The organism is Streptomyces seoulensis (assembly GCF_022846655.1).
Classification (GTDB): Bacteria; Actinomycetota; Actinomycetes; order Streptomycetales; family Streptomycetaceae; genus Streptomyces.
Genome location: NZ_AP025667.1, coordinates 871,590 through 890,391 on the forward strand (window position 1 = coordinate 871,590; position 18,802 = coordinate 890,391).

The 18,802-nt window shown below is 71.8% G+C and carries 18 protein-coding genes; 12 read left to right on the forward strand and 6 right to left on the reverse strand.

What is annotated here, in order from left to right; translation table 11 throughout:
• Positions 1-24: 24 nt before the first annotated feature.
• The 4 genes from HEK131_RS04030 to HEK131_RS04045 all read left to right on the forward strand — a co-directional run bounded on the left by HEK131_RS04030 (position 25) and on the right by HEK131_RS04045 (position 4,241).
• Entirely contained in the window at positions 25-1,818 is a 1,794-nt protein-coding gene (locus HEK131_RS04030) for a DEAD/DEAH box helicase (protein WP_217463225.1), read from the forward strand.
• A gap of 349 nt (positions 1,819-2,167) precedes the next feature.
• A complete protein-coding gene (locus HEK131_RS04035) occupies positions 2,168-2,809 on the forward strand; it encodes an IclR family transcriptional regulator (RefSeq protein ID WP_217463224.1) in 642 nt (213 codons plus the stop codon).
• Positions 2,810-2,853: 44 nt separating this feature from the next.
• Positions 2,854-3,396, forward strand: coding sequence for an MOSC domain-containing protein (locus tag HEK131_RS04040; RefSeq protein ID WP_244333690.1), 543 nt, complete (start codon positions 2,854-2,856; stop codon positions 3,394-3,396).
• Between the two features lie 53 nt (positions 3,397-3,449).
• A complete protein-coding gene (locus HEK131_RS04045) occupies positions 3,450-4,241 on the forward strand; it encodes a S16 family serine protease (protein ID WP_244333691.1) in 792 nt (263 codons plus the stop codon).
• On the opposite strand, the gene HEK131_RS04050 is transcribed toward HEK131_RS04045, so the two are convergent.
• A complete protein-coding gene (locus tag HEK131_RS04050; RefSeq protein ID WP_217463221.1) occupies positions 4,238-4,717 on the reverse strand; it encodes an Lrp/AsnC family transcriptional regulator in 480 nt (159 codons plus the stop codon). The genes HEK131_RS04045 and HEK131_RS04050 overlap by 4 nt on opposite strands.
• Positions 4,718-4,840: 123 nt before the next feature.
• On the opposite strand from HEK131_RS04050, the gene hppD reads away from it, so the two are divergent.
• Positions 4,841-5,986, forward strand: coding sequence for a 4-hydroxyphenylpyruvate dioxygenase (gene hppD / locus HEK131_RS04055; protein WP_217463220.1), 1,146 nt, complete (start codon positions 4,841-4,843; stop codon positions 5,984-5,986).
• A 51-nt stretch (positions 5,987-6,037) separates the two neighbouring features.
• Here the strand turns inward: hppD and HEK131_RS04060 are convergent, their stop codons facing one another.
• The gene (locus tag HEK131_RS04060; RefSeq protein ID WP_244333692.1) at positions 6,038-7,516 is read right to left on the reverse strand and encodes a tetratricopeptide repeat protein; all 1,479 of its coding nucleotides are present in this window, start codon (positions 7,514-7,516) and stop codon (positions 6,038-6,040) included.
• A gap of 92 nt (positions 7,517-7,608) precedes the next feature.
• On the opposite strand from HEK131_RS04060, the gene HEK131_RS04065 reads away from it, so the two are divergent.
• On the forward strand, positions 7,609-9,024 hold the full coding sequence (locus HEK131_RS04065; protein WP_217463232.1) for an FAD-binding oxidoreductase: 1,416 nt from the start codon (positions 7,609-7,611) through the stop codon (positions 9,022-9,024).
• Positions 9,025-9,035: 11 nt separating this feature from the next.
• Here the strand turns inward: HEK131_RS04065 and HEK131_RS04070 are convergent, their stop codons facing one another.
• Positions 9,036-9,449, reverse strand: a complete 414-nt coding sequence (locus tag HEK131_RS04070; RefSeq protein WP_161150145.1) for an SsgA family sporulation/cell division regulator — start codon at positions 9,447-9,449, stop codon at positions 9,036-9,038.
• 235 nt (positions 9,450-9,684) lie between these two features.
• Between HEK131_RS04070 and HEK131_RS04075 the strand changes: the two genes are divergently transcribed.
• Complete coding sequence (locus HEK131_RS04075; protein WP_244333693.1) at positions 9,685-10,950, forward strand: RDD family protein; 1,266 nt, start codon at positions 9,685-9,687, stop codon at positions 10,948-10,950.
• 60 nt (positions 10,951-11,010) lie between these two features.
• The gene (locus HEK131_RS04080) at positions 11,011-11,799 is read left to right on the forward strand and encodes an RDD family protein (RefSeq protein WP_244333694.1); all 789 of its coding nucleotides are present in this window, start codon (positions 11,011-11,013) and stop codon (positions 11,797-11,799) included.
• A 91-nt stretch (positions 11,800-11,890) separates the two neighbouring features.
• On the opposite strand, the gene HEK131_RS04085 is transcribed toward HEK131_RS04080, so the two are convergent.
• A complete protein-coding gene (locus tag HEK131_RS04085; RefSeq protein WP_217463216.1) occupies positions 11,891-12,181 on the reverse strand; it encodes a hypothetical protein in 291 nt (96 codons plus the stop codon).
• A gap of 371 nt (positions 12,182-12,552) precedes the next feature.
• On the opposite strand from HEK131_RS04085, the gene HEK131_RS04090 reads away from it, so the two are divergent.
• Positions 12,553-14,910, forward strand: a complete 2,358-nt coding sequence (locus HEK131_RS04090; RefSeq protein ID WP_244333695.1) for an immune inhibitor A domain-containing protein — start codon at positions 12,553-12,555, stop codon at positions 14,908-14,910.
• Between the two features lie 121 nt (positions 14,911-15,031).
• Positions 15,032-15,337, forward strand: a complete 306-nt coding sequence (locus tag HEK131_RS04095; RefSeq protein ID WP_244333696.1) for a hypothetical protein — start codon at positions 15,032-15,034, stop codon at positions 15,335-15,337.
• Between the two features lie 177 nt (positions 15,338-15,514).
• On the opposite strand, the gene HEK131_RS04100 is transcribed toward HEK131_RS04095, so the two are convergent.
• Together HEK131_RS04100 and HEK131_RS04105 are read right to left on the reverse strand one after the other, a co-directional pair.
• Complete coding sequence (locus HEK131_RS04100; RefSeq protein WP_244333697.1) at positions 15,515-16,108, reverse strand: isochorismatase family protein; 594 nt, start codon at positions 16,106-16,108, stop codon at positions 15,515-15,517.
• Positions 16,109-16,204: 96 nt separating this feature from the next.
• A complete protein-coding gene (locus HEK131_RS04105; protein ID WP_244333698.1) occupies positions 16,205-17,551 on the reverse strand; it encodes a nicotinate phosphoribosyltransferase in 1,347 nt (448 codons plus the stop codon).
• Positions 17,552-17,616: 65 nt separating this feature from the next.
• On the opposite strand from HEK131_RS04105, the gene clpS reads away from it, so the two are divergent.
• Both clpS and HEK131_RS04115 read left to right on the forward strand, forming a co-directional pair.
• Complete coding sequence (gene clpS / locus HEK131_RS04110) at positions 17,617-17,925, forward strand: ATP-dependent Clp protease adapter ClpS (protein WP_161150555.1); 309 nt, start codon at positions 17,617-17,619, stop codon at positions 17,923-17,925.
• Between the two features lie 10 nt (positions 17,926-17,935).
• Positions 17,936-18,544, forward strand: a complete 609-nt coding sequence (locus HEK131_RS04115; RefSeq protein WP_217463211.1) for a DUF2017 domain-containing protein — start codon at positions 17,936-17,938, stop codon at positions 18,542-18,544.
• Positions 18,545-18,802 lie beyond the last annotated feature (258 nt).

Sequence of the window (18,802 nt, forward strand, 5' to 3'; positions counted from 1 at the left end):
CCTACGCCCCCACCCCCGGAGACCGTGACTACCACCGCCGCTTCCGCCTCGAACCATCTGTCCCCCGCCTTTCCCGGCCGCGCCCCCTGGGGCACCGCCAGCAAGCTGCGCGCATGGCAGCAGGGGGCGATGGACAAGTACATCCAGGAACAGCCGCGTGACTTCCTCGCGGTCGCCACCCCCGGCGCCGGCAAGACCACGTTCGCGCTGACGCTCGCCTCCTGGCTGCTGCACCACCACGTCGTGCAGCAGGTGACCGTCGTCGCGCCGACCGAGCACCTGAAGAAGCAGTGGGCGGAGGCCGCCGCGCGGATAGGGATCAAGCTCGACCCCGAGTACAGCGCGGGCCCCGTCGGCAAGGACTACAACGGCGTCGCGGTCACCTACGCCGGTGTCGGCGTCCGCCCGATGCTGCACCGCAACCGCTCCGAGCAGCGCAAGACCCTGGTGATCCTCGACGAGATCCACCACGCCGGCGACTCCAAGTCCTGGGGCGAGGCGTGCCTGGAGGCGTTCGAGCCCGCGACCCGGCGCTTGGCCCTGACCGGCACGCCGTTCCGCTCGGACACCAACCCGATCCCCTTCGTCGCGTACGAGGAGGGCAACGACGGCATCCGGCGCTCCGCCGCCGACTACACCTACGGCTACGGCAACGCGCTGGCCGACCACGTCGTCCGCCCCGTGATCTTCCTCAGCTACAGCGGCCAGATGCGCTGGCGCACCAAGGCGGGCGACGAGATCGCCGCCCGGCTCGGCGAGCCCATGACCAAGGACGCCGTCAGCCAGGCGTGGCGCACCGCGCTCGACCCGCGCGGCGAGTGGATGCCGAGCGTGCTGCGCGCCGCCGACCAGCGGCTCACCGAGGTGCGCAAGGCGATCCCGGACGCGGGCGCCCTCGTCATCGCCTCCGACCAGGACTCCGCCCGCGCCTACGCCAAGCTGATCCGCGAGATCACCGGCTCCAAGGCCACCCTCGTCCTCTCCGACGACACCGGCGCCTCCAAGCGCATCGACGACTTCAGCGCGAGCACCGACCGCTGGATGGTCGCGGTCCGCATGGTGTCCGAGGGCGTCGACGTGCCCCGGCTCGCCGTGGGCGTGTACGCCACCACCATCTCCACCCCGCTGTTCTTCGCCCAGGCCGTCGGCCGTTTCGTGCGGTCCCGGCGGCGCGGCGAGACCGCGTCCGTGTTCCTGCCCACCGTCCCCGACCTGCTGACCTTCGCCAACGAGATGGAGAAGGAGCGGGACCACGCCCTCGACAAGCCGCAGAAGGCCGGCGAGGAGGACCCGTACGCCGAGTCCGAGAAGGAGATGGACGAGGCGAACAAGCAGCAGGACGAGGACACCGGCGAGCAGGAGCAGTTCTCCTTCGAGGCGCTGGAGTCCGAGGCCGTCTTCGACCGCGTCCTCTACGACGGCGCCGAGTTCGGCATGCAGGCCCACCCCGGCAGCGAGGAGGAGCAGGACTACCTCGGCATCCCCGGACTGCTGGAGCCCGAGCAGGTGCAGTTGCTGCTGCAGAAGCGGCAGGCCCGGCAGATCGCGCACAGCAAGAAGCGCCCCGACACCGAGGCCGACCTGCTGGAGCTGCCCGCCGAGCGGCGCCCGGTGGTCAGCCACAAGGAGATGATGGAGCTGCGCAAGCAGCTCAACACCATGGTCAGCGCCTACACCCACCAGAGCGGCAAGCCGCACGGCGTGATCCACACCGAGCTGCGCCGGGTCTGCGGCGGCCCGCCGAGCGCGGAGGCCACCGCCGGACAGCTCAAGCAGCGCATCGCCAAGATGGGCGAGTGGGCCACCCGGATGCGCTGAGCGTGCGCCCCGGAATGCGCTGAGCGTGCGCCCCGGAATGCGCTGAGCGTGCGCCCAAGGTGCGCGGACGGCGCGCTCCGGTGCTCGTATGCGGACGAATACTGGCAGGCCGCGACCGGTCCTGACCGGATTCTGGACCGAGTCTTCCGCTGAGCGGACCGGCTCGCTACTGTCCCGCTACGCACACGCCCCGTGGCAGCGCCGCCGCGGAGCGCAGCCGTGAAGCGACGGGTCCGACAGCCGCCGGGCCGTCCTGCCGATCGGCGGCCTCTGAAACGCGTCGCCGACGGGGCTCGGTGACGCGCGCCGCTCGGAGGGCGCCGACCTCACCGCAGAAGGAGGGGGCGTCGTGACCGCGGAGACCTCCCAGACGCTCGACCGGGGACTGCGCGTCCTCAAGCTGCTCGCCGACACGGACCACGGGCTGACCGTCACGGAGCTGTCCGGCAAGCTGGGCGTGAACCGGACGGTGGTGTACCGGCTGCTGGCCACGCTTGAGCAGCACGCGCTCGTCCGCCGCGACCTCGGCGGCCGCGCCCGCGTCGGGCTCGGGGTGCTGCGGCTCGGCCGCCAGGTGCATCCGCTGGTACGCGAGGCGGCCCTGCCCGCGCTGCGCTCGCTGGCCGAGGACATCGGCGCCACGGCCCATCTGACCCTGGTCGACGGTACGGAGGCGCTCGCCGTGGCCGTGGTCGAGCCGACCTGGACGGACTACCACGTCGCCTACCGCGCCGGCTTCCGCCACCCGCTGGAGCGCGGCGCCGCCGGCAAGGCCATCCTCGCCGCCCGCCGCTCCCCGTCCGCCGACCCCGGCTGCACCCTCACCCACGGCGAGCTGGAGGCGGGTGCGAGCGGTGCCGCCGCCCCCCTCCTCGGGGTCACCGGCGTGGAGGGCAGCGTGGGCGTGGTCATGCTGACCGACGCCGTCCCGGAACGGGTGGGCCCCCGCGTCGTGGAAGCGGCCCGGGAGGTGGCCGACGCCCTGCGCTGAGCCGTACTGTCCGTAGGAGGAGACGTCGAACGGGGGTACGGGGTATGGACGTGACGGTGACCGCGGTCAGCAGCAACGGGGTGTACTCGTTCACCAAGCCGAACCGGGACAGCATCACCCTGCTGGCCGGGCTCGGGGTGGAGGGGGACGTGCACGCGGGTGTGACGGTCAAGCACCGCTCGCGCGTCGCCCAGGACCCGACCCGGCCCAACCTGCGCCAGGTCCACCTCATCCACGAGGAGCTCTTCGCCGAGGTGGGCGCTGCCGGGTTCACCGTGGCCCCCGGCGACCTCGGCGAGAACATCACCACGCGCGGCATCGACCTGCTCGCCCTGCCCACCGGCACCCTGCTGCACCTCGGGGACGAGGCGGTCGTGGAGGTCACCGGACTGCGCAATCCGTGCCGCCAGATCGACGCCTTCCAGGACGGGCTGCTCAAGCAGGTCGTGGGCCGCGACGCGGCCGGGCACATCGTGCGCAGGGCCGGGATCATGGCGGTCGTACGCGAAGGCGGCCCGGTGCGTCCCGGCGACAGCGTCAAGGTGGAACTCCCCGCGCGGCCGCACCGGCCGCTGGAACGAGTCTGATCACCACCCCGGCCCGCCCCGGCCGGCCGGGACCGCCACGTTAGATTGATTCCGTGCTCTCACGTCTCACGCGTCCCCGGACCCTCGCCCTCTGCGCCCTGCCCGTGGCGGGCCTGCTCGCCGCGGCGGCCTTCGCGCCGCTGCCGTTCGCGGTGGCGCAGCCGGGGATGACGGCGAACGTGCTGGGGAAGAACGACGGGACGCCGGTGATCACCGTGTCCGGGGCACCGACGCGGAAGACCTCCGGCGAGCTGCGGATGACGACCATCGAGGCGACCTCGCCGGACACGCAGGTGTCCCTCGGGCAGGTGGCCGACAACTGGTTCCGCACCGACCGCGCGGTCATGCCGTACGACGCGGTGTACCCGACCGGGGACACCGTCAAGGAGATCGAGAAGCACAACAGCGCCCAGATGCGGCAGTCCCAGGACGCGGCGACCAGCGCGGCGCTGGACCACCTCCGCAAGGACCCCGACGACGTCAAGGTCACGCTGCGCCTGGCCGACGTGGGCGGACCCAGCGCGGGCCTGCTGTTCAGCCTGGGCATCGTGGACAAGCTGGACGGCGACGGCAGCGGGGGAGACCTCACCGGGGGCCGGACCATCGCCGGTACCGGCACGATCGACGCCGAGGGCAAGGTCGGCGCGGTCGGCGGGGTGGCCCTGAAGACCCAGGCCGCCCGGCGCGACGGCGCCACCGTCTTCCTGGTGCCGAAGGCCGAGTGCGCCGACGCCCACACCAACCTGCCCAAGGGCCTGCGCCTGATCCCGGTCACGGACCTCGACGGCGCGGTGGACGCCCTCGTCGCCCTGGAGAAGGGCACGGGCAAGGTCCCGAGCTGCTAGTCCTCCTCGAACTCCCCGGCCGCCTGCCGCACCAGCGGGATGATCCGCAGTGGCACCGGGTTCTCCATGACGATCGTCGTGGAGGCGCGGACGATGCCGTCGAAGCCGACCACCCGGTCGATGACCCGTTGCAGATCGGCGTTGGAGCGGGCCACCAGCCGGCACAGCATGTCCCCGGTGCCGGTCGTGGTCAGCAGCTCCAGCACCTCCGGCACGCCCGCCAGATGCGCCCGCACGTCGGGACCCTGGCCCTGCCGGATCTGGAGCGTGGCGAAGGCGGTCACCGGATAGCCGAGCGCCGAGGGGTCCACCTGCGGCCCGAACCCCCGGATCACCCCGCGTGAGCGCAGCCGGTCCAGCCGCGCCTGCGCCGTGCCCCGCGCGACCCCGAGCCGCCGCGACATCTCCAGCACGCCGATACGCGGCTCCTCGGCCAGCAGCACCAGGATCTGGCCGTCCAGATGATCGATCGCCACGACGCCCTCCAGGGATGGTCATCCTGTACAGAAAGCCCGCCGGTAGGGCCGTAAGGCTGAACAGACTGCCCAGCGAATACGCGAACTATTGCGCACCTTGCAGGGCGGGGCCACCCTTCGACCATGACGCAGACCACTCAGCACACTCCCGAAACCGCCCGGCAGGCCGACCCCTTCCCGGTCAAGGGAATGGACGCGGTCGTCTTCGCCGTGGGCAACGCCAAGCAGGCCGCGCACTACTACTCCAGCGCCTTCGGCATGCGTCTGGTCGCCTACTCCGGACCGGAGAACGGCAGCCGCGAGACCGCCAGTTACGTCCTGGAGAACGGCGCCGCCCGGTTCGTGTTCACCTCGGTGATCCGGCCCAGCACCCCCTGGGGCGAGTTCCTCGACCGGCACGTCACCGAGCACGGCGACGGCGTCGTGGACCTGGCCATCGAGGTCCCGGACGCCCGCGCCGCCTTCGCCTACGCCGTCGAGCACGGCGCCCGCCCGCTCGCCGAGCCGCACGAGGTGAAGGACGAGCACGGCACCGTCGTCATCGCCGCCATCGCCACCTACGGCGAGACCCGGCACACCCTGGTCGAGCGCTCCGGCTACGACGGCCCCTACCTCCCCGGCTTCGTCGCCGCCGCCCCGATCGTCGAGCCGCCCGCCCGCCGCACCTTCCAGGCCATCGACCACTGCGTCGGCAACGTCGAACTCGGCAAGATGGACGAGTGGGTGGCGTTCTACAACAACGTCCTCGGCTTCACGAACATGAAGGAGTTCGTGGGCGACGACATCGCCACCGAGTACAGCGCGCTGATGTCGAAGGTCGTCGCGGACGGCACCCTGAAGGTCAAGTTCCCGCTCAACGAGCCCGCCGTCGCCAAGAAGAAGTCCCAGATCGACGAGTACCTGGAGTTCTACGGCGGCCCCGGCGTCCAGCACATCGCGCTGGCCACCAACGACATCGTGCAGACGGTACGCACCATGCGCGCGGCCGGTGTCCAGTTCCTCGACACCCCGGACTCCTACTACGACACCCTCGGCGAGTGGGTCGGTGACACCCGCGTGCCGATCGAGACCCTGCGCGAGCAGAAGATCCTCGCCGACCGCGACGAGGACGGCTACCTGCTGCAGATCTTCACCAAGCCGGTCCAGGACCGGCCGACGGTGTTCTTCGAACTCATCGAGCGCCACGGCTCGATGGGCTTCGGCAAGGGCAACTTCAAGGCCCTCTTCGAGGCCATCGAGCGGGAGCAGGAGAAGCGGGGCAACCTGTAGTCCGGCTTCGCACAAGCTGAGCCGGGGCGCGGTGAGCGGCCGCGCCCCGGCTCACAACGCGTCGACGGGCAGCGACCCGTCCTCCGCGTCACCCAGCTCCGTCAGGGCCGCCCGCGCCTCGGGCGCCCACAGCGGCGAGAAGGCCGGGTTGACCAGCAGCGCGTCCTGGAGGTGGCGGCGCGCGGACCCGTACCGCTCCAGCTCGTACTCGATCATGCCCCGGTGGAAGGCGTGCAGCGCGCTGCGCACCCCGCCGCCCTTCGCCTTGTCGGTCGCGGTGGTGGCGAAGGTCAGCGCCTCCTCGTCCTGGCCCGTGCGGTGCAGCGCCCAGCCGAGCGCGTCGGCCACCTCGATGCCGGGCTGGCGCCCGTACTCCGCCCGCAGCCGGGTCACCGCCTCCTGCGGGTCCCCGTGGTCCGCCTCCAGCCTGCCGAGCACCAGCTCCTCGTCGACCCCGCCGGCCGCCGACTTCTCCGCGCGCTCGCCCGCCAGCGCGTACTGCGTCTCGGCGTCCTGGGTGCGGTTCACCGACTCGTACAGCTCGGCCAGTTCGAGGGTTGCCGCCGCGTCCGGCCACTTCGAGAGAGCCGTACGGTACGCGGTGAGCGCGTCGGCGGTGCGGCCCTGTGCGGCCAGGGTGCGGGCCCTGCCGACGCCCGCCGTGGCCTCGGCCGGGTCCAGGCGGAGCGCCTCGGTGAACTGTCGCAGCGCTTCCGGGAGTTCGCCGCGCTCCCACGCCAACTGCCCGACCCCGGCCCGGTAGGCGGCCTGCTCGGCGGGCGTACCGGCGGCCGCGGCCGCGTCCGTCAACTGGGCCGCCGCGTCCTCGCGCCAGCCCCGGTCCCGGTAGACGGCCGACGCCCGCGCCATCACGGCCGGCCGGTCGGCGGGGGCGGTGCGCAGCGCCATCAGCCGGTCCAGGGTGTTCCGGGCGGCGGTGTAGTCACCGAGCCCGTTGTACGCGTCGATCAGCGGGGGATACGCCGACCACCGCTTCGGGGTCAGCTTCAGCGCCTGCTCCCCGTACCGCTTGGCCGTGGGGAAGTCGCGGCGGGCGTTGGCGAGGGCGGTCAGGCCGGCCAGCGCCTCGGCGTTCTTCGTGCCGCGCACCTTCAGCGAGGTGCCGAGGGCCCGCTCGGCGCGTGGGAGGTCCGCCGCGTCGGCCGTGCGCCCTGCCCGCGCCACGTAGGCCGCGCCGAGCACCGCCCAGGCGCGGGCGTCGGCGGGCCTGGCCCGTACCCCGCTCTCCTGCCGGGTGATCAGCTCCGTCAGGTCGGGCAGCGCCGCGGGGACGCCGGTGGTGACCGCCGTCAGCGCCCGCGCCTGCGGTCCGGGCGCGGGTGCCGGGGGCCGGTGCCGGGCCCGCTGGGGCACCTCCTGCGGCAGCAGCGTCAGCGCCGCGCCCGCCGCCGCGCCGCCCGCCACCACGGTGAGCAGCGCCCGGCCCAGCCAACGCCGGGGCCGGCGCGGCGCGGGCTCGGCCACCAGGGAGGTACCGGGCTGCGAATCGCCGTACTGTCTGTTCGCCATACCGGTCACTGTGCGTCAATATGACGACCACATCCGGGTGGCCCAAGCACGGCGCGTGCGGGGTTCACACCGATGGCCCCGAGTGCCACGCTGTGATCATGAGCCGCATCGAAGCGCCCCGCGACGAGGACACCGCGCCCGCCGAGAGTCTCACCGAACGGCTGCTGGCGGGCCTGCCCGCCGGGGCCGTGCTGACCGATCCCGACGTCACCGCCTCCTACGCCCACGACATGGCGAGCTTCTGCCCGGCCGGGGCCCCCGCCGCCGTGGTCCTGCCACGCACCGTGGAGGAGGTCCAGCACGTGCTGCGCACCGCCACCGAGCTGCGGGTGCCGGTCGTCCCGCAGGGGGCCCGCACGGGGCTGTCCGGCGCGGCCAACGCCTCCGACGGGTGCATCGTGCTGTCGCTCACCAAGATGGACCGCATCCTGGAGATCAGCCCCGTCGACCGGATCGCCGTCGTCGAGCCGGGCGTCGTCAACGCCGTGCTCTCCCGCGCGGTGGAGGAACACGGCCTGTACTACCCGCCGGACCCCTCCAGTTGGGAGACCTGCACCATCGGCGGCAACATCGGCACCGCGTCCGGCGGCCTGTGCTGCGTCAAGTACGGCGTGACCGCCGAGTACGTCCTCGGGCTGGACGTCGTCCTCGCCGACGGCCGCCTGATGTCCACCGGCCGCCGCACCGCGAAAGGCGTCGCCGGGTACGACCTGACCCGGCTCTTCGTCGGCTCCGAGGGCTCGCTCGGCATCGTGGTCCGCGCCGTGCTCGCGCTCCGGCCCAAGCCGCCCCGGCAACTGGTGCTGGCCGCCGAGTTCGCCACGGCCGCCGAGGCCTGCGACGCGGTGTGCCGGATCATGGCGGGCGGCCATGCGCCCTCGCTGCTGGAGATGATGGACCGCACCACCGTCAAGGCCGTCAACGACTTCGCCCGGATGGGTCTGCCTGAGACCACCGAGGCGCTGCTGTTGGCTGCCTTCGACACCCCGGACCCCGCCGCCGACCTCGCCGCGCTCGGCGCGCTGTGCGAGGCGTCCGGAGCCACCGGGGTGGTCGTCGCCGACGACGCCGCCGAGTCCGAACTGCTGCTCCAGGCACGGCGGATGTCGCTCACCGCGCTGGAGGCGGTCAAGGGCACCACCATGATCGACGACGTGTGCGTGCCCCGCTCGAAGCTCGGCGCGATGCTGGAGGGCGTCGAGCGGATCGCCGCCAAGTACGACCTCACCATCGGGCTGTGCGCGCACGCCGGTGACGGCAACACCCACCCCACGGTCTGCTTCGACGCCCTCGACGAGGACGAGTCCCGCCGCGCCCGCGAGTCCTTCGACGAGATCATGGCCCTCGGCCTCGAACTCGGCGGCACCATCACCGGCGAACACGGGGTGGGCGTGCTGAAGAAGGAGTGGCTGGCGCGCGAACTCGGCCCCGTGGGCGTGGAGATGCAGCGGGCCGTGAAGGGCGTCTTCGACCCGCTGGGCATCCTCAACCCCGGCAAGCTCTTCTGAGCCGGGGCCCCTCACCGGGCCAGCAACTGGTCGAGCGCGTCGTCGATCCCGAGCTGGGCGGCCTCGGTGCCCGGCGGCACCGCCCGCAGCGTCCGCTCCAGCCAGGAGGACACCTGCGGGGTGGGCGCCTCCAGCAGGGCGTCGCCGTCCGGCGAGCTGAGCGCCATCAGCACCACGCTGCGGCCGTTCACCTTCGTCGGCCACACCCGCACGTCCCCGTGCCCGCACGGCCGGAACACGCCCTCCACGAGGAGTTCGCGGGCGAACGTCCAGTGCACGGGGAACTCGGAGTTGATGTGGAAGGTGATGTGGACGGCGTAGGGGTCGTCGGACCGGTAGGCGAGCCGGGCCGGGACCGGGATGCTCCGCTCGGGCGAGAGGATGAGCTTGAGCTCCAGTTCCCGCTCCACCACCGTGTGCTCCATGACCTGTCTCCTTCTTCGGACCGGGGGCCGCTCGGACGGGCCCGTGCCAGGAGAGAGGGGGCAGGGGCGCGGTCATTACGCGGGTTCCCGGAAATCTTTTTCCAACCTGTGCCAGGGAGCCCCCACGGCGTCGCCCGGAAGGGGGCGGGTCCGGCAGGAGAGGGGTATGGGACGCCCCGGGTCTGATAGATGTGGAGGCTCCCTTCCACCCCCGAGCAGATACGGGACGACGGACATGAGCGCCCCTACGCCGGCCCACGGTGACGACAGGCCCCGCGAGGGCTACTACCCGGACCCGTCGATCCCCGGCTACGTCCGCTACTGGAACGGCACCGCCTGGGTGCCCGGCACCAGCCGCCCCGCCCCCGCGGACGGCGAACCGCTCACCGCGCCGTCAACCTCCGGCCTCGCCACTCCCGCTGTGGAGGAGACGGGTCCGCACTTCTTCGACGAGGGCGGCTCAGCCGATGGTCCGGCGGGCCAGGGCGAGGCGCCCCCGGACACGTTCCTTTTCCGGCGGCCGACTCCGGGCCCGGCGGCGGGGGTCCAGCGGGACGACGGGACTATGACGTTCCGGCGGGTGCGGCCGGGGGATGCCGGGGAGGCCGGTGCCGCGAGGACGCCGGGGCAGGCCCCGGGCGCGGCTCAGGGGCCTGTGGGCGGACCGGCGGGATTCGGGGCCGCCCCCGACGCGGCCGCCGGGCCGGCCGCCCGGGCAGCCGTCGCACCCCAGGTGCCGGGGCAGTCCGCGCAGGCCCCGGCGGACCCCCGCAGACAGCCCGGCGGGGACTGGCCCGGCGTCCCGCAGCCGGCCGCCCCCGCCCCCGTGGCCCCCGCCCCGGTGAACCCCGTACTCCCGCCCCAGGCCGGAGGCCCCCTCGCCCCCGGTCCCGGAGGCGGTCAGGCGTCCTGGGCGCAGCAGGTGCACCAGCTCGCCGGGACCGGCGAGGAGCAGCCCGTCGCGCCGTGGAAGCCTCCGGTGGAGGACCCGTTCCTCGCGGCGGTCCGGCGCCAGGCCGAAGCCCGCCCGGCCGGTCTCGGCAAGCGCTTCGCCGCCCGGCTGATCGACAACGTGTTCATCGGCGCCGTGACGGCGGCCGCGGCCGTGCCGCTCGGGGTCCGCGCCGTCGACCACGTGCAGAGCAAGATCGAGGCGGCCCGGCTGTCCGGCCGTACCGTCACCGTCTGGCTGCTCGACGGCACCACCGCCACCTCGCTCGGCATCGTGCTCGGCGTCCTCCTCGTCTTCGGGGTGGTGTACGAGGTGCTGCCGACCGCCCGCTGGGGCCGCACCCTGGGCAAGCGGCTGTGCGGCATCCAGGTGCGGGACATCGAGGGGCACGAACCCCCGTCCTTCGGGGCCGCGCTGCGCCGCTGGCTGGTCTACAGCCTGCCCGGAGTCCTCGTCATCGGGGTCGTCGGTGTGCTGTGGGGGCTGTTCGACCGGCCGTGGCGCCAGTGCTGGCACGACAAGGCGGCGCACACCTTCGTGGCCGAATAGGGTCCCCCGTACGGCCGCCCGCCGGGTGCGGCGGCGGGGCGTTCGCGGTCGACTCGGGCCATGAGCAGTGAACCGCCCCCCGGCTCCGGACCGCAGCCCCCCGACGACGACCCGCTGAGGAAGCGGCCCGAGTCGGACCAGGGGTCGGGTTCGCCGTACGACCGCCCGTACGGCGCCCAGCAGCCCCCGCCGCCCGGCGGCGAGCAGCCACCCCCGCACGGCGGCGGCCAGCCCCCGCCCCAGGGCGGCGACCCCTACGGCTCGGGCAACCCCTACGGTTCGGGCGGCTCCTACGGGGGCGGCCCTCAGGGCGGCGGTCCCTACGGCGGCGGCCCTTACGGCGGTCGCCCGTACGGGGGCGGACCCCAGGGCCCCGGTCACCCCGGCGACCCCCTCGCGGGGATGCCCCCGCTCGCCGACAGCGGCAAGCGCACCGTCGCCCGCATCATCGACATGATCATCGTCGGCATCGCCGTCTGGCTGCTGACCTGGGCGTTCGGGGTGCACCAGTACGACGTGAACGGCGACCGGATGGAGGTCGGCAAGTCGCTCGGCCAGTCCATCATCGCCGCCGTCCTGTACGTCGCCTACGACACCATCCTGATCGCCCGCACCGGACAGACGCTCGGCATGCGCTGGTTCAAGATGCGGGTGGCCAACCTCAACGACGGGGCCACCCCCTCCCCGCAGTCCTCGCTGATCCGGGCGCTGGTGCTGTGGCTGCCGTTCGCGTTCTGCTGCGCCTGTGTCTGGACCGCGATCTGCGGTGGCTGGAGCTACTTCGACCGCCCCTACAAGCAGGGTCTGCACGACAAGGCGGCCAAGACGGTGGTGGTCAGCACCACCTGACCGGGCCGGGGCGCGCACACCGCAAGCGGCGGGCAGGGGAGCAGTCCCCGGCCCGCCGCTTGCGGTGTGTGTCCTTGCTCGCGGCGGCCCTTCAGGAGGCCGCGCGGCCGCGTACCGTCTCCGCCGAGGCGCCGACGGGACGGCGCCGCTCGGCCAGGCGCGCGGGCTCGGCCGGTGCCTGCCCGGCGGTGGCCGAGCCGGTCGGCCGGGCTCCCGGCAGTGGCACCGTCATGGCCACGAGCAGCCCGAGGGCGAGCGCGGCCAGCGCTATGACGGCGACCCCGATGCCCGAACTGGTCTGGGACAGGGCCAGCATGGCGACGGTGGAGAGGATCACGGTGCAGGAACCGTAGACGAGCTGTGCGACGGTCGGACGAGGCATGGCAATCGTGTCCTCGGAAGACGGGGGATGAGATGGATCTGGGCGCCATTTCGACTCTATTCGCGTGCATGCCCGAGTCCTGTGCCAGGTAAGCCCCACCTCACCCGAGGGGGCGGTGCACAGGGGGCGCACGGAGTCATGGTCCGCCTCAACTGGGCTGATGCACGCGCCCGTTCAGAGGAAGTGGGCGTCCGTAAAGCGGACGCGGGCTCCGCATAGTGCACTTGTCCTGCACAAGTCAAGGTCTGTCTTTTCTGCTGAACCTCTAGTCAAATTACGGCACTTGACTACACGCGTTGATCGTGCGCGCACGGAATCTTCCAAGGTCCGGAACCCTCCTGCCGTGCGCGCGGCGCGGGGGAGGATCTCAAGTGACCAGCAGACCCTGGACGTTCAGAGCCGCAGCGATAGGCGTGGCGCTCGCGGCGTCGTCCGCCACCTTCGCCACGTTCGCGGTGGCGGAGGCGAGCACGACGCCCCGCCCGGCGGCCGAGAACCGGCACGACCCGGCCCCGGCCGGACAGCGGGAGCACGACCTCGACGGCCCGCTGAGCAAGACCCAGGACGCTCAGCGCCAGGAGGCCCTGAACCAGCTCATCGCGGGCAAGGCCACGGCGAAGGAGCGCAACGGTTCCAAGGTCGTCCAGCTCAAGAGCAAGAAGGGCGACAGCAAGTACGTCGAGCTGAGCCGGGAGAAGACCGACAAGATCTTCACCATCCTGGTGGAGTTCGGGGACCAGACCGACCCCAAGTTCGGCGGCACCCCCGGCCCGCTGCACAACAAGATCGCCGCGCCGGACCGCAAGAAGGACAACTCCACGGCCTGGCAGCAGGATTACAACCAGAAGCACTACCAGGACCTCTACTTCGGCACCGGTGCCAAGACCGAGTCGCTGAAGAAGTACTACGAGAAGCAGTCCTCGGGCCGCTACTCGGTCGACGGCGAGGTCTCGGACTGGGTCAAGGTCCCGTACAACGAGGCCCGTTACGGCAACAACGCCTGCGGTCAGACCAACTGCACCAGCGTGTGGAACGTCGTCGGCGACGGCCTGAAGTCCTGGGTGGCCGGGCAGAAGGCGGCCGGCAAGACCGACGCCGCCATCAAGGCGGACCTGGCCCAGTACGACCAGTGGGACCGCTACGACTTCGACGGCGACGGCAACTTCAACGAGCCGGACGGCTACGTCGACCACTTCCAGATCGTGCACGCCGGTGAGGACGAGTCCGCGGGTGGCGGCGCCGAGGGCGAGAACGCCATCTGGGCGCACCGCTGGTACGCCTTCGGCACCGACGCGGGCGCGACCGGCCCCACGGGCAACAAGCTCGGCGGCGCCCCGGTCGGCGACACCGGCATCTGGGTCGGCGACTACACCATCCAGCCGGAGAACGGCGGACTCGGTGTCTTCGCCCACGAGTACGGCCACGACCTCGGTCTGCCGGACGAGTACGACACCGCCGGCGGCGACAACTCCACCGGTTTCTGGACCCTGATGTCCTCCGGTTCCTGGCTCGGCACCGGCAAGGACGCCATCGGCGACCTGCCCGGCGACATGAACGCCTGGGACAAGCTCCAGCTCGGCTGGCTGACCTACGACACCGCCAAGGCGGGCGTCTCCTCCTGGCACAAGCTCGGCCTCGCGGAGTACAACACCAAGTACCGCCAGGCCCTGTTGGTCTCGCTGCCGGACAAGGCGGTCAAGACCGAGATCGTCACCCCGGCCCAGGGCGCCACCCAGTGGTGGAGCGGCAGCGGTGACAACCTCAAGAACACGCTGACCCGTTCGGTCGACCTGACCGGCAAGTCCAAGGCCACGCTGGGCCTGGACGGCTGGTACGACATCGAGGCCGGCTTCGACTACCTCTACGCCGAGGTCTCCACGGACGGCGCCAACTGGACCGCCCTGGACGGCACGGTGGACGGTCAGCCGATCCCGCGCGACGGCTCCGACAAGCCCACGCTGACCGGCACGGTCGACGGCTACAAGAAGCTGTCGTACTCGCTGGACGCGTACGCGGGCAAGAAGATCCAGCTCCGCTTCCGCTACCAGACCGACGGCGGTGTCGCCCTCAAGGGCTTCGCGGCCGACGAGATCACGGTCACCGCGGACGGCACCCCGCTGTTCTCCGACAACGCCGAGACGGCCGACGCCGCTTGGGCCGCGACCGGGTTCTCCCGCATCGGCGCCTCCTTCACCAAGGACTACGCGCAGTACTACCTCGCGGAGAACCGCCAGTACGTGTCGTACGACAAGACGCTGAAGGTCGGCCCGTACAACTTCGGCTTCACCGGCACCGACCGGCCCGACTGGGTGGAGCACTACCCGTACCAGGACGGCCTGTTGATCTGGAAGTGGGACACCTCCCAGGCGGACAACAACACCAACGCCGACGCGCACCCGGGCACCGGTCTGATCCTGCCGGTCGACGCCCACCCGAAGGCGCTGAAGTGGTCCGACGGGACGCTGCTGCGCAACCGGATGCAGGCGTACGACTCGCCCTTCTCGCTCGACCCGACGGACGGCATCACGCTGCACAAGGCGGGCGCGGCGACGAAGATCAAGGCGCAGAACGGGGTGTCGGTCTTCAACGACCGCACCAACACGTACTGGGACCCGTCGAACCCCACCGGTGGCGTGAAGGTCACTGACACCAACACCAAGATCAAGATCAAGAAGCAGGCGGACGACGGCTCCACGATCGAGCTCGAAGTCGGGCCCGCGGCGAAGTAAGCGACATCTTCGCAGGTCAGAGACGTATCGGCGGTGACCCCCTGGCGGGTCGCCGCCGATCGTGTTTAGGTGCGTCCTGTGGATCGCTTATTGACACCTGAGTGGACGGGGATGTGACCGCATGGCCGCAGGAGGCTTCTGCAAGCTGCCGGGAGGCACGGTCGTGGTGGCCGTGAACCTCCCCCACGGCACTGCCGGCGTACGGGTCCTCGTCCACGCGGGCAACCGGGCGCGGGCGCTGACCCGGCTGCGGAACCTCGGCCTGTGGTCGGTGTATCTGCGCGGCAACGCGGCCCCGCCCACCCCGGACGAGGTGACCGCGGTCCTCCACCACCCCGACGGCCTCATATGGCGCACGGCCCCAACAGAGGGCACGGGCCTGTGGCGCCCCATCCGGGCCCTGCGAGCGTCTGCCGTCCAGCCGTAGATCTCCGTGTGCGGGCCCGTCGCGGCTGGTCGCGCAGTTCCCCGCGCCCCTCAGGTGGCGAATCTGTGCCGGAGCTGGCCAGGCGGGCCGGGAGTCACGATACGACTCCGCCCAGGGTTGCCGACTCAGGGGCGCGGGGAACTGCGCGACCAGCCACAGCGGGCCCGCAGACTGAAGCTATGCGTTGACCACCGGCTTGCCCGTTAGCTGGACGCCTGCCTCGCGCAACGCCTCCAGGGCCTTGTCCGTCGTCTCCTGGGCGACCCCCGCCGTCAGCTCCAGTAGGACGTGCGTGCGGAAACCCTCGTTCGCCGCGTCCAGGGCGGTGGCCCGTACGCAGTGGTCGGTGGCGATGCCGACGACGTCGACCTCCTCGACACCCCGCGCGCGGAGCCAGTCCGCCAGAGTGACCCCGTTCTCGTCCGCGCCCTCGAAACCGCTGTACGCGGCCGAGTAGGCGCCCTTGTCGAAGACCGCGTCCACCGCGCCGGAGGCGACGGCGGGGGCGAAGTTCGGGTGGAAGCCCACCCCCTCCGTGCCCGCGACGCAGTGCGCGGGCCAGGAGTGGACGTAGTCCGGGTTGTCCGCGAAGTGGCCGCCCGGCGCGATGTGGTGGTCGCGGGTGGCCACCACATGGCGGTAGCCCGAACCGGCCGCCTGCCCGATCAGCTCGGTGATCGCGGCGGCCACGTCGGCCCCACCGGCCACCGCGAGGCTGCCCCCCTCGCAGAAGTCGTTCTGCACATCTACGACGATCAAGGCGCGGCGCATGGTGGTGTCCTTCGAGTGGGGTCCAAGGAATCGAGCCTAGAGACTTCCGGCCTCCGGCGGGAGGGGGCGTGAGGAGGGGCGTACGGCGGTCCCGCTCTAGCTACCCGAGGGCAGGTGGAGGTACTCCGTCGGAATGACGGGTTCCCCCCGCGAGAGCTGGGTCGCGGACAGCGGAAGATTCGCCCGCGCCGCGATGTGCCGCTCACGCGCCGCGTCCAGCGGCTCGCGCGCGACGACCTCGCCGCCCTTGACCAGCTCCACCAGCAACTGCCGGTCGGCCAGCTCGTCCGGCACCGGCCCGGTGCCCACGACCTCGGCCTCCGCGACCCCGTACGCGTCCAGCCGCCGCGCCGCCCACTTGCGGCCGCCGACGGAGGTCTTCCCGCCCGTGGACTTCTTCGCCACCGGCATCAGCGGCGCCGACGGGTCGGCGGACTCGGCACGGGCGACCAGCTTGTAGACCATCGAGCAGGTCGGATGCCCGGACCCGGTCACCAACTGGGTGCCCACCCCGTACGCGTCCACCGGCGCCGCCGCCAGCGAGGCGATGGCGTACTCGTCCAGGTCGGAGGTGACCACGATCCGGGTGTCCCGCGCCCCCAGCTCGTCCAACTGCTGGCGCACCCGGTGCGCGACCAGCAGCAGGTCACCGGAGTCGATGCGCACCGCGCCCAGCTCCGGCCCGGCCACCTCCACGGCCGTACGGACGGCCTCCGTGACGTCGTAGGTGTCCACCAGCAGGGTGGTGTCCGCGCCGAGGGCGTCGACCTGGGCGCGGAAGGCGTCCCGCTCCTGGTCGTGCAGCAGGGTGAAGGCGTGCGCGGAGGTGCCCACGGTCGGGATGCCGTAGCGGAAGCCCGCGGCGAGGTCGGAGGTGGTGGCGAAGCCGCCCACGTAGGCCGAGCGCGCGGCGGCGACGGCGGCCAGCTCGTGGGTGCGGCGGGCGCCCATCTCGATCAGCGGCCGCCCGCCCGCCGCGGAGGACATCCGGGAGGCCGCGGCCGCGATGGCCGAGTCGTGGTTGAGGATGGAGAGGATCACCGTCTCCAGCAGCACGCACTCCGCGAAGCTGCCCTCGACCCGCAGCAGCGGCGAGCCGGGGAAGTACACCTCGCCCTCCGGGTAGCCCCAGATGTCGCCCTGGAAGCGGTAGTCCGCCAGCCACTTCAGGGTCGCCTCGTCGACGATCCCCCGCTCGCCGAGGAAGGCCAGCATCCCGGCCTCGAAACGGAAGTTCGTCACCGCGTCCAGCACCCGGCCGGTGCCCGCCACCACGCCGTAGCGCCGGCCGTGCGGCAACCGCCTGGTGAAGACCTCGAACACACTGCGCCGCTCGGCCGTCCCGGCCTTCAGGGCGGCTTGCAGCATGGTCAGCTCGTACTGGTCCGTGAAGAGCGCCGTCGACGGGACTTCGACCGGCAGCCCAAGGTCCGCTGTGTTCATGGGGACGGATCGTACTCCCATTTCGTCAGTGTGACGATTTCGAGGGTGCGTGGCAGCATGGCTCTGTGACGTCACCCGCGCCCGTAGAGATCGAACGCACCGAATCGGCGGAGGAGACCTTCGCCGTACCCGAGCCGGACGTCCCCTGGATCACGATCGTCCACAATGATCCGGTCAACCTCATGAGCTACGTGACGTATGTCTTCCAGACGTACTTCGGCTACTCCAAGGACAAGGCCACCCAGCTCATGCTCGATGTCCACCACAAGGGCCGGGCGGTCGTCTCCAGCGGGAGCCGCGAGGAGATGGAACGCGACGTGCAGGCGATGCACGGCTACGGACTGTGGGCCACCCTCCAGCAGGACCGGAAGTAAACCGACACAGATGCCCGGACACTTCGAACCGCTCCCCGGCGGCGGCGCGACCGTCGCGCTCGACGACGTCGAGATCTCCATCATCCGCTCGCTGGCCGTCCAGCTCCTGGAGCTGATCGGCCCCGGTCCCGCCGAGGACGCCGGCGGCGACCCGCTCGCCGAGCTGTTCGCCGAGGGCCCCAGCGAGCCCCCCGCCGACCCGGTGCTGCGCCGGCTGTTCCCCGACGCCTACACCGACCCCGAGCAGGAGCCGGGCGACCCGGCCGAGGCCGAGGAGCGGCGCGCGCATTCGTCCGAGTTCCGCCGCTACACCGAGAACGACCTGCGCGCCGGCAAGCGGACGAACGCCCTCGCGGTCATCCGCGCCCTGGACGGGATCGTCTCGGCGGCCGAGGGCGGCGAGGCGGTGCTCAAGCTGTCCCCGGAGCAGTCCCGGCAGTGGCTCGGCGCGCTGAACGACCTGCGCCTGGCCATCGGCTCCCGGCTGGAGATCTCCGACGAGGACGACACCGACCCGCTCTACCACCTCCCGGACCAGGACCCGCGCAAGCCCATGGTGCTGGCCTATCTCTGGCTCGGCGGCCTCCAGGAGACCCTGGTCTCGACCCTGATGCCGTAGCCCGAAGCCGTAAGGAATCCGGCGGTGTCCGTAAAGAGCGGACACCGCCGGATTTCTTGTTCGCTCAGAGGACGCTCAACTCCGGATAACGATCGCGTTACCGTTGCGGCCGTTTTTGCCGCATTTGGGCGTACTTTGTCCGGTTCTTCCTGTGCGGTGCGCCACAGGGCCCCCCTTTGCTCAATATTGCGGCCGTGATAAATCTTCACGATCGCCCGGCGAACACCACCCATGTTCGGCCGGGTGCGCCACCGAGCC

Excerpts from the sequence above, each read along its gene's own strand:
- HEK131_RS04115 (WP_217463211.1), top strand. The coding sequence starts at position 17,936 with ATGCCCGGACACTTCGAACCGCTCCCCGGCGGCGGCGCGACCGTCGCG.
- HEK131_RS04085 (WP_217463216.1), bottom strand. The coding sequence starts at position 12,181 with ATGCCTCGTCCGACCGTCGCACAGCTCGTCTACGGTTCCTGCACCGTG.
- HEK131_RS04040 (WP_244333690.1), top strand. The coding sequence starts at position 2,854 with ATGGACGTGACGGTGACCGCGGTCAGCAGCAACGGGGTGTACTCGTTC.
- HEK131_RS04080 (WP_244333694.1), top strand. The coding sequence starts at position 11,011 with ATGAGCAGTGAACCGCCCCCCGGCTCCGGACCGCAGCCCCCCGACGAC.
- HEK131_RS04070 (WP_161150145.1), bottom strand. The coding sequence starts at position 9,449 with ATGGAGCACACGGTGGTGGAGCGGGAACTGGAGCTCAAGCTCATCCTC.
- HEK131_RS04095 (WP_244333696.1), top strand. The coding sequence starts at position 15,032 with ATGGCCGCAGGAGGCTTCTGCAAGCTGCCGGGAGGCACGGTCGTGGTG.
- HEK131_RS04105 (WP_244333698.1), bottom strand. The coding sequence starts at position 17,551 with ATGAACACAGCGGACCTTGGGCTGCCGGTCGAAGTCCCGTCGACGGCG.
- HEK131_RS04075 (WP_244333693.1), top strand. The coding sequence starts at position 9,685 with ATGAGCGCCCCTACGCCGGCCCACGGTGACGACAGGCCCCGCGAGGGC.
- HEK131_RS04100 (WP_244333697.1), bottom strand. The coding sequence starts at position 16,108 with ATGCGCCGCGCCTTGATCGTCGTAGATGTGCAGAACGACTTCTGCGAG.
- hppD (WP_217463220.1), top strand. The coding sequence starts at position 4,841 with ATGACGCAGACCACTCAGCACACTCCCGAAACCGCCCGGCAGGCCGAC.
- HEK131_RS04060 (WP_244333692.1), bottom strand. The coding sequence starts at position 7,516 with ATGGCGAACAGACAGTACGGCGATTCGCAGCCCGGTACCTCCCTGGTG.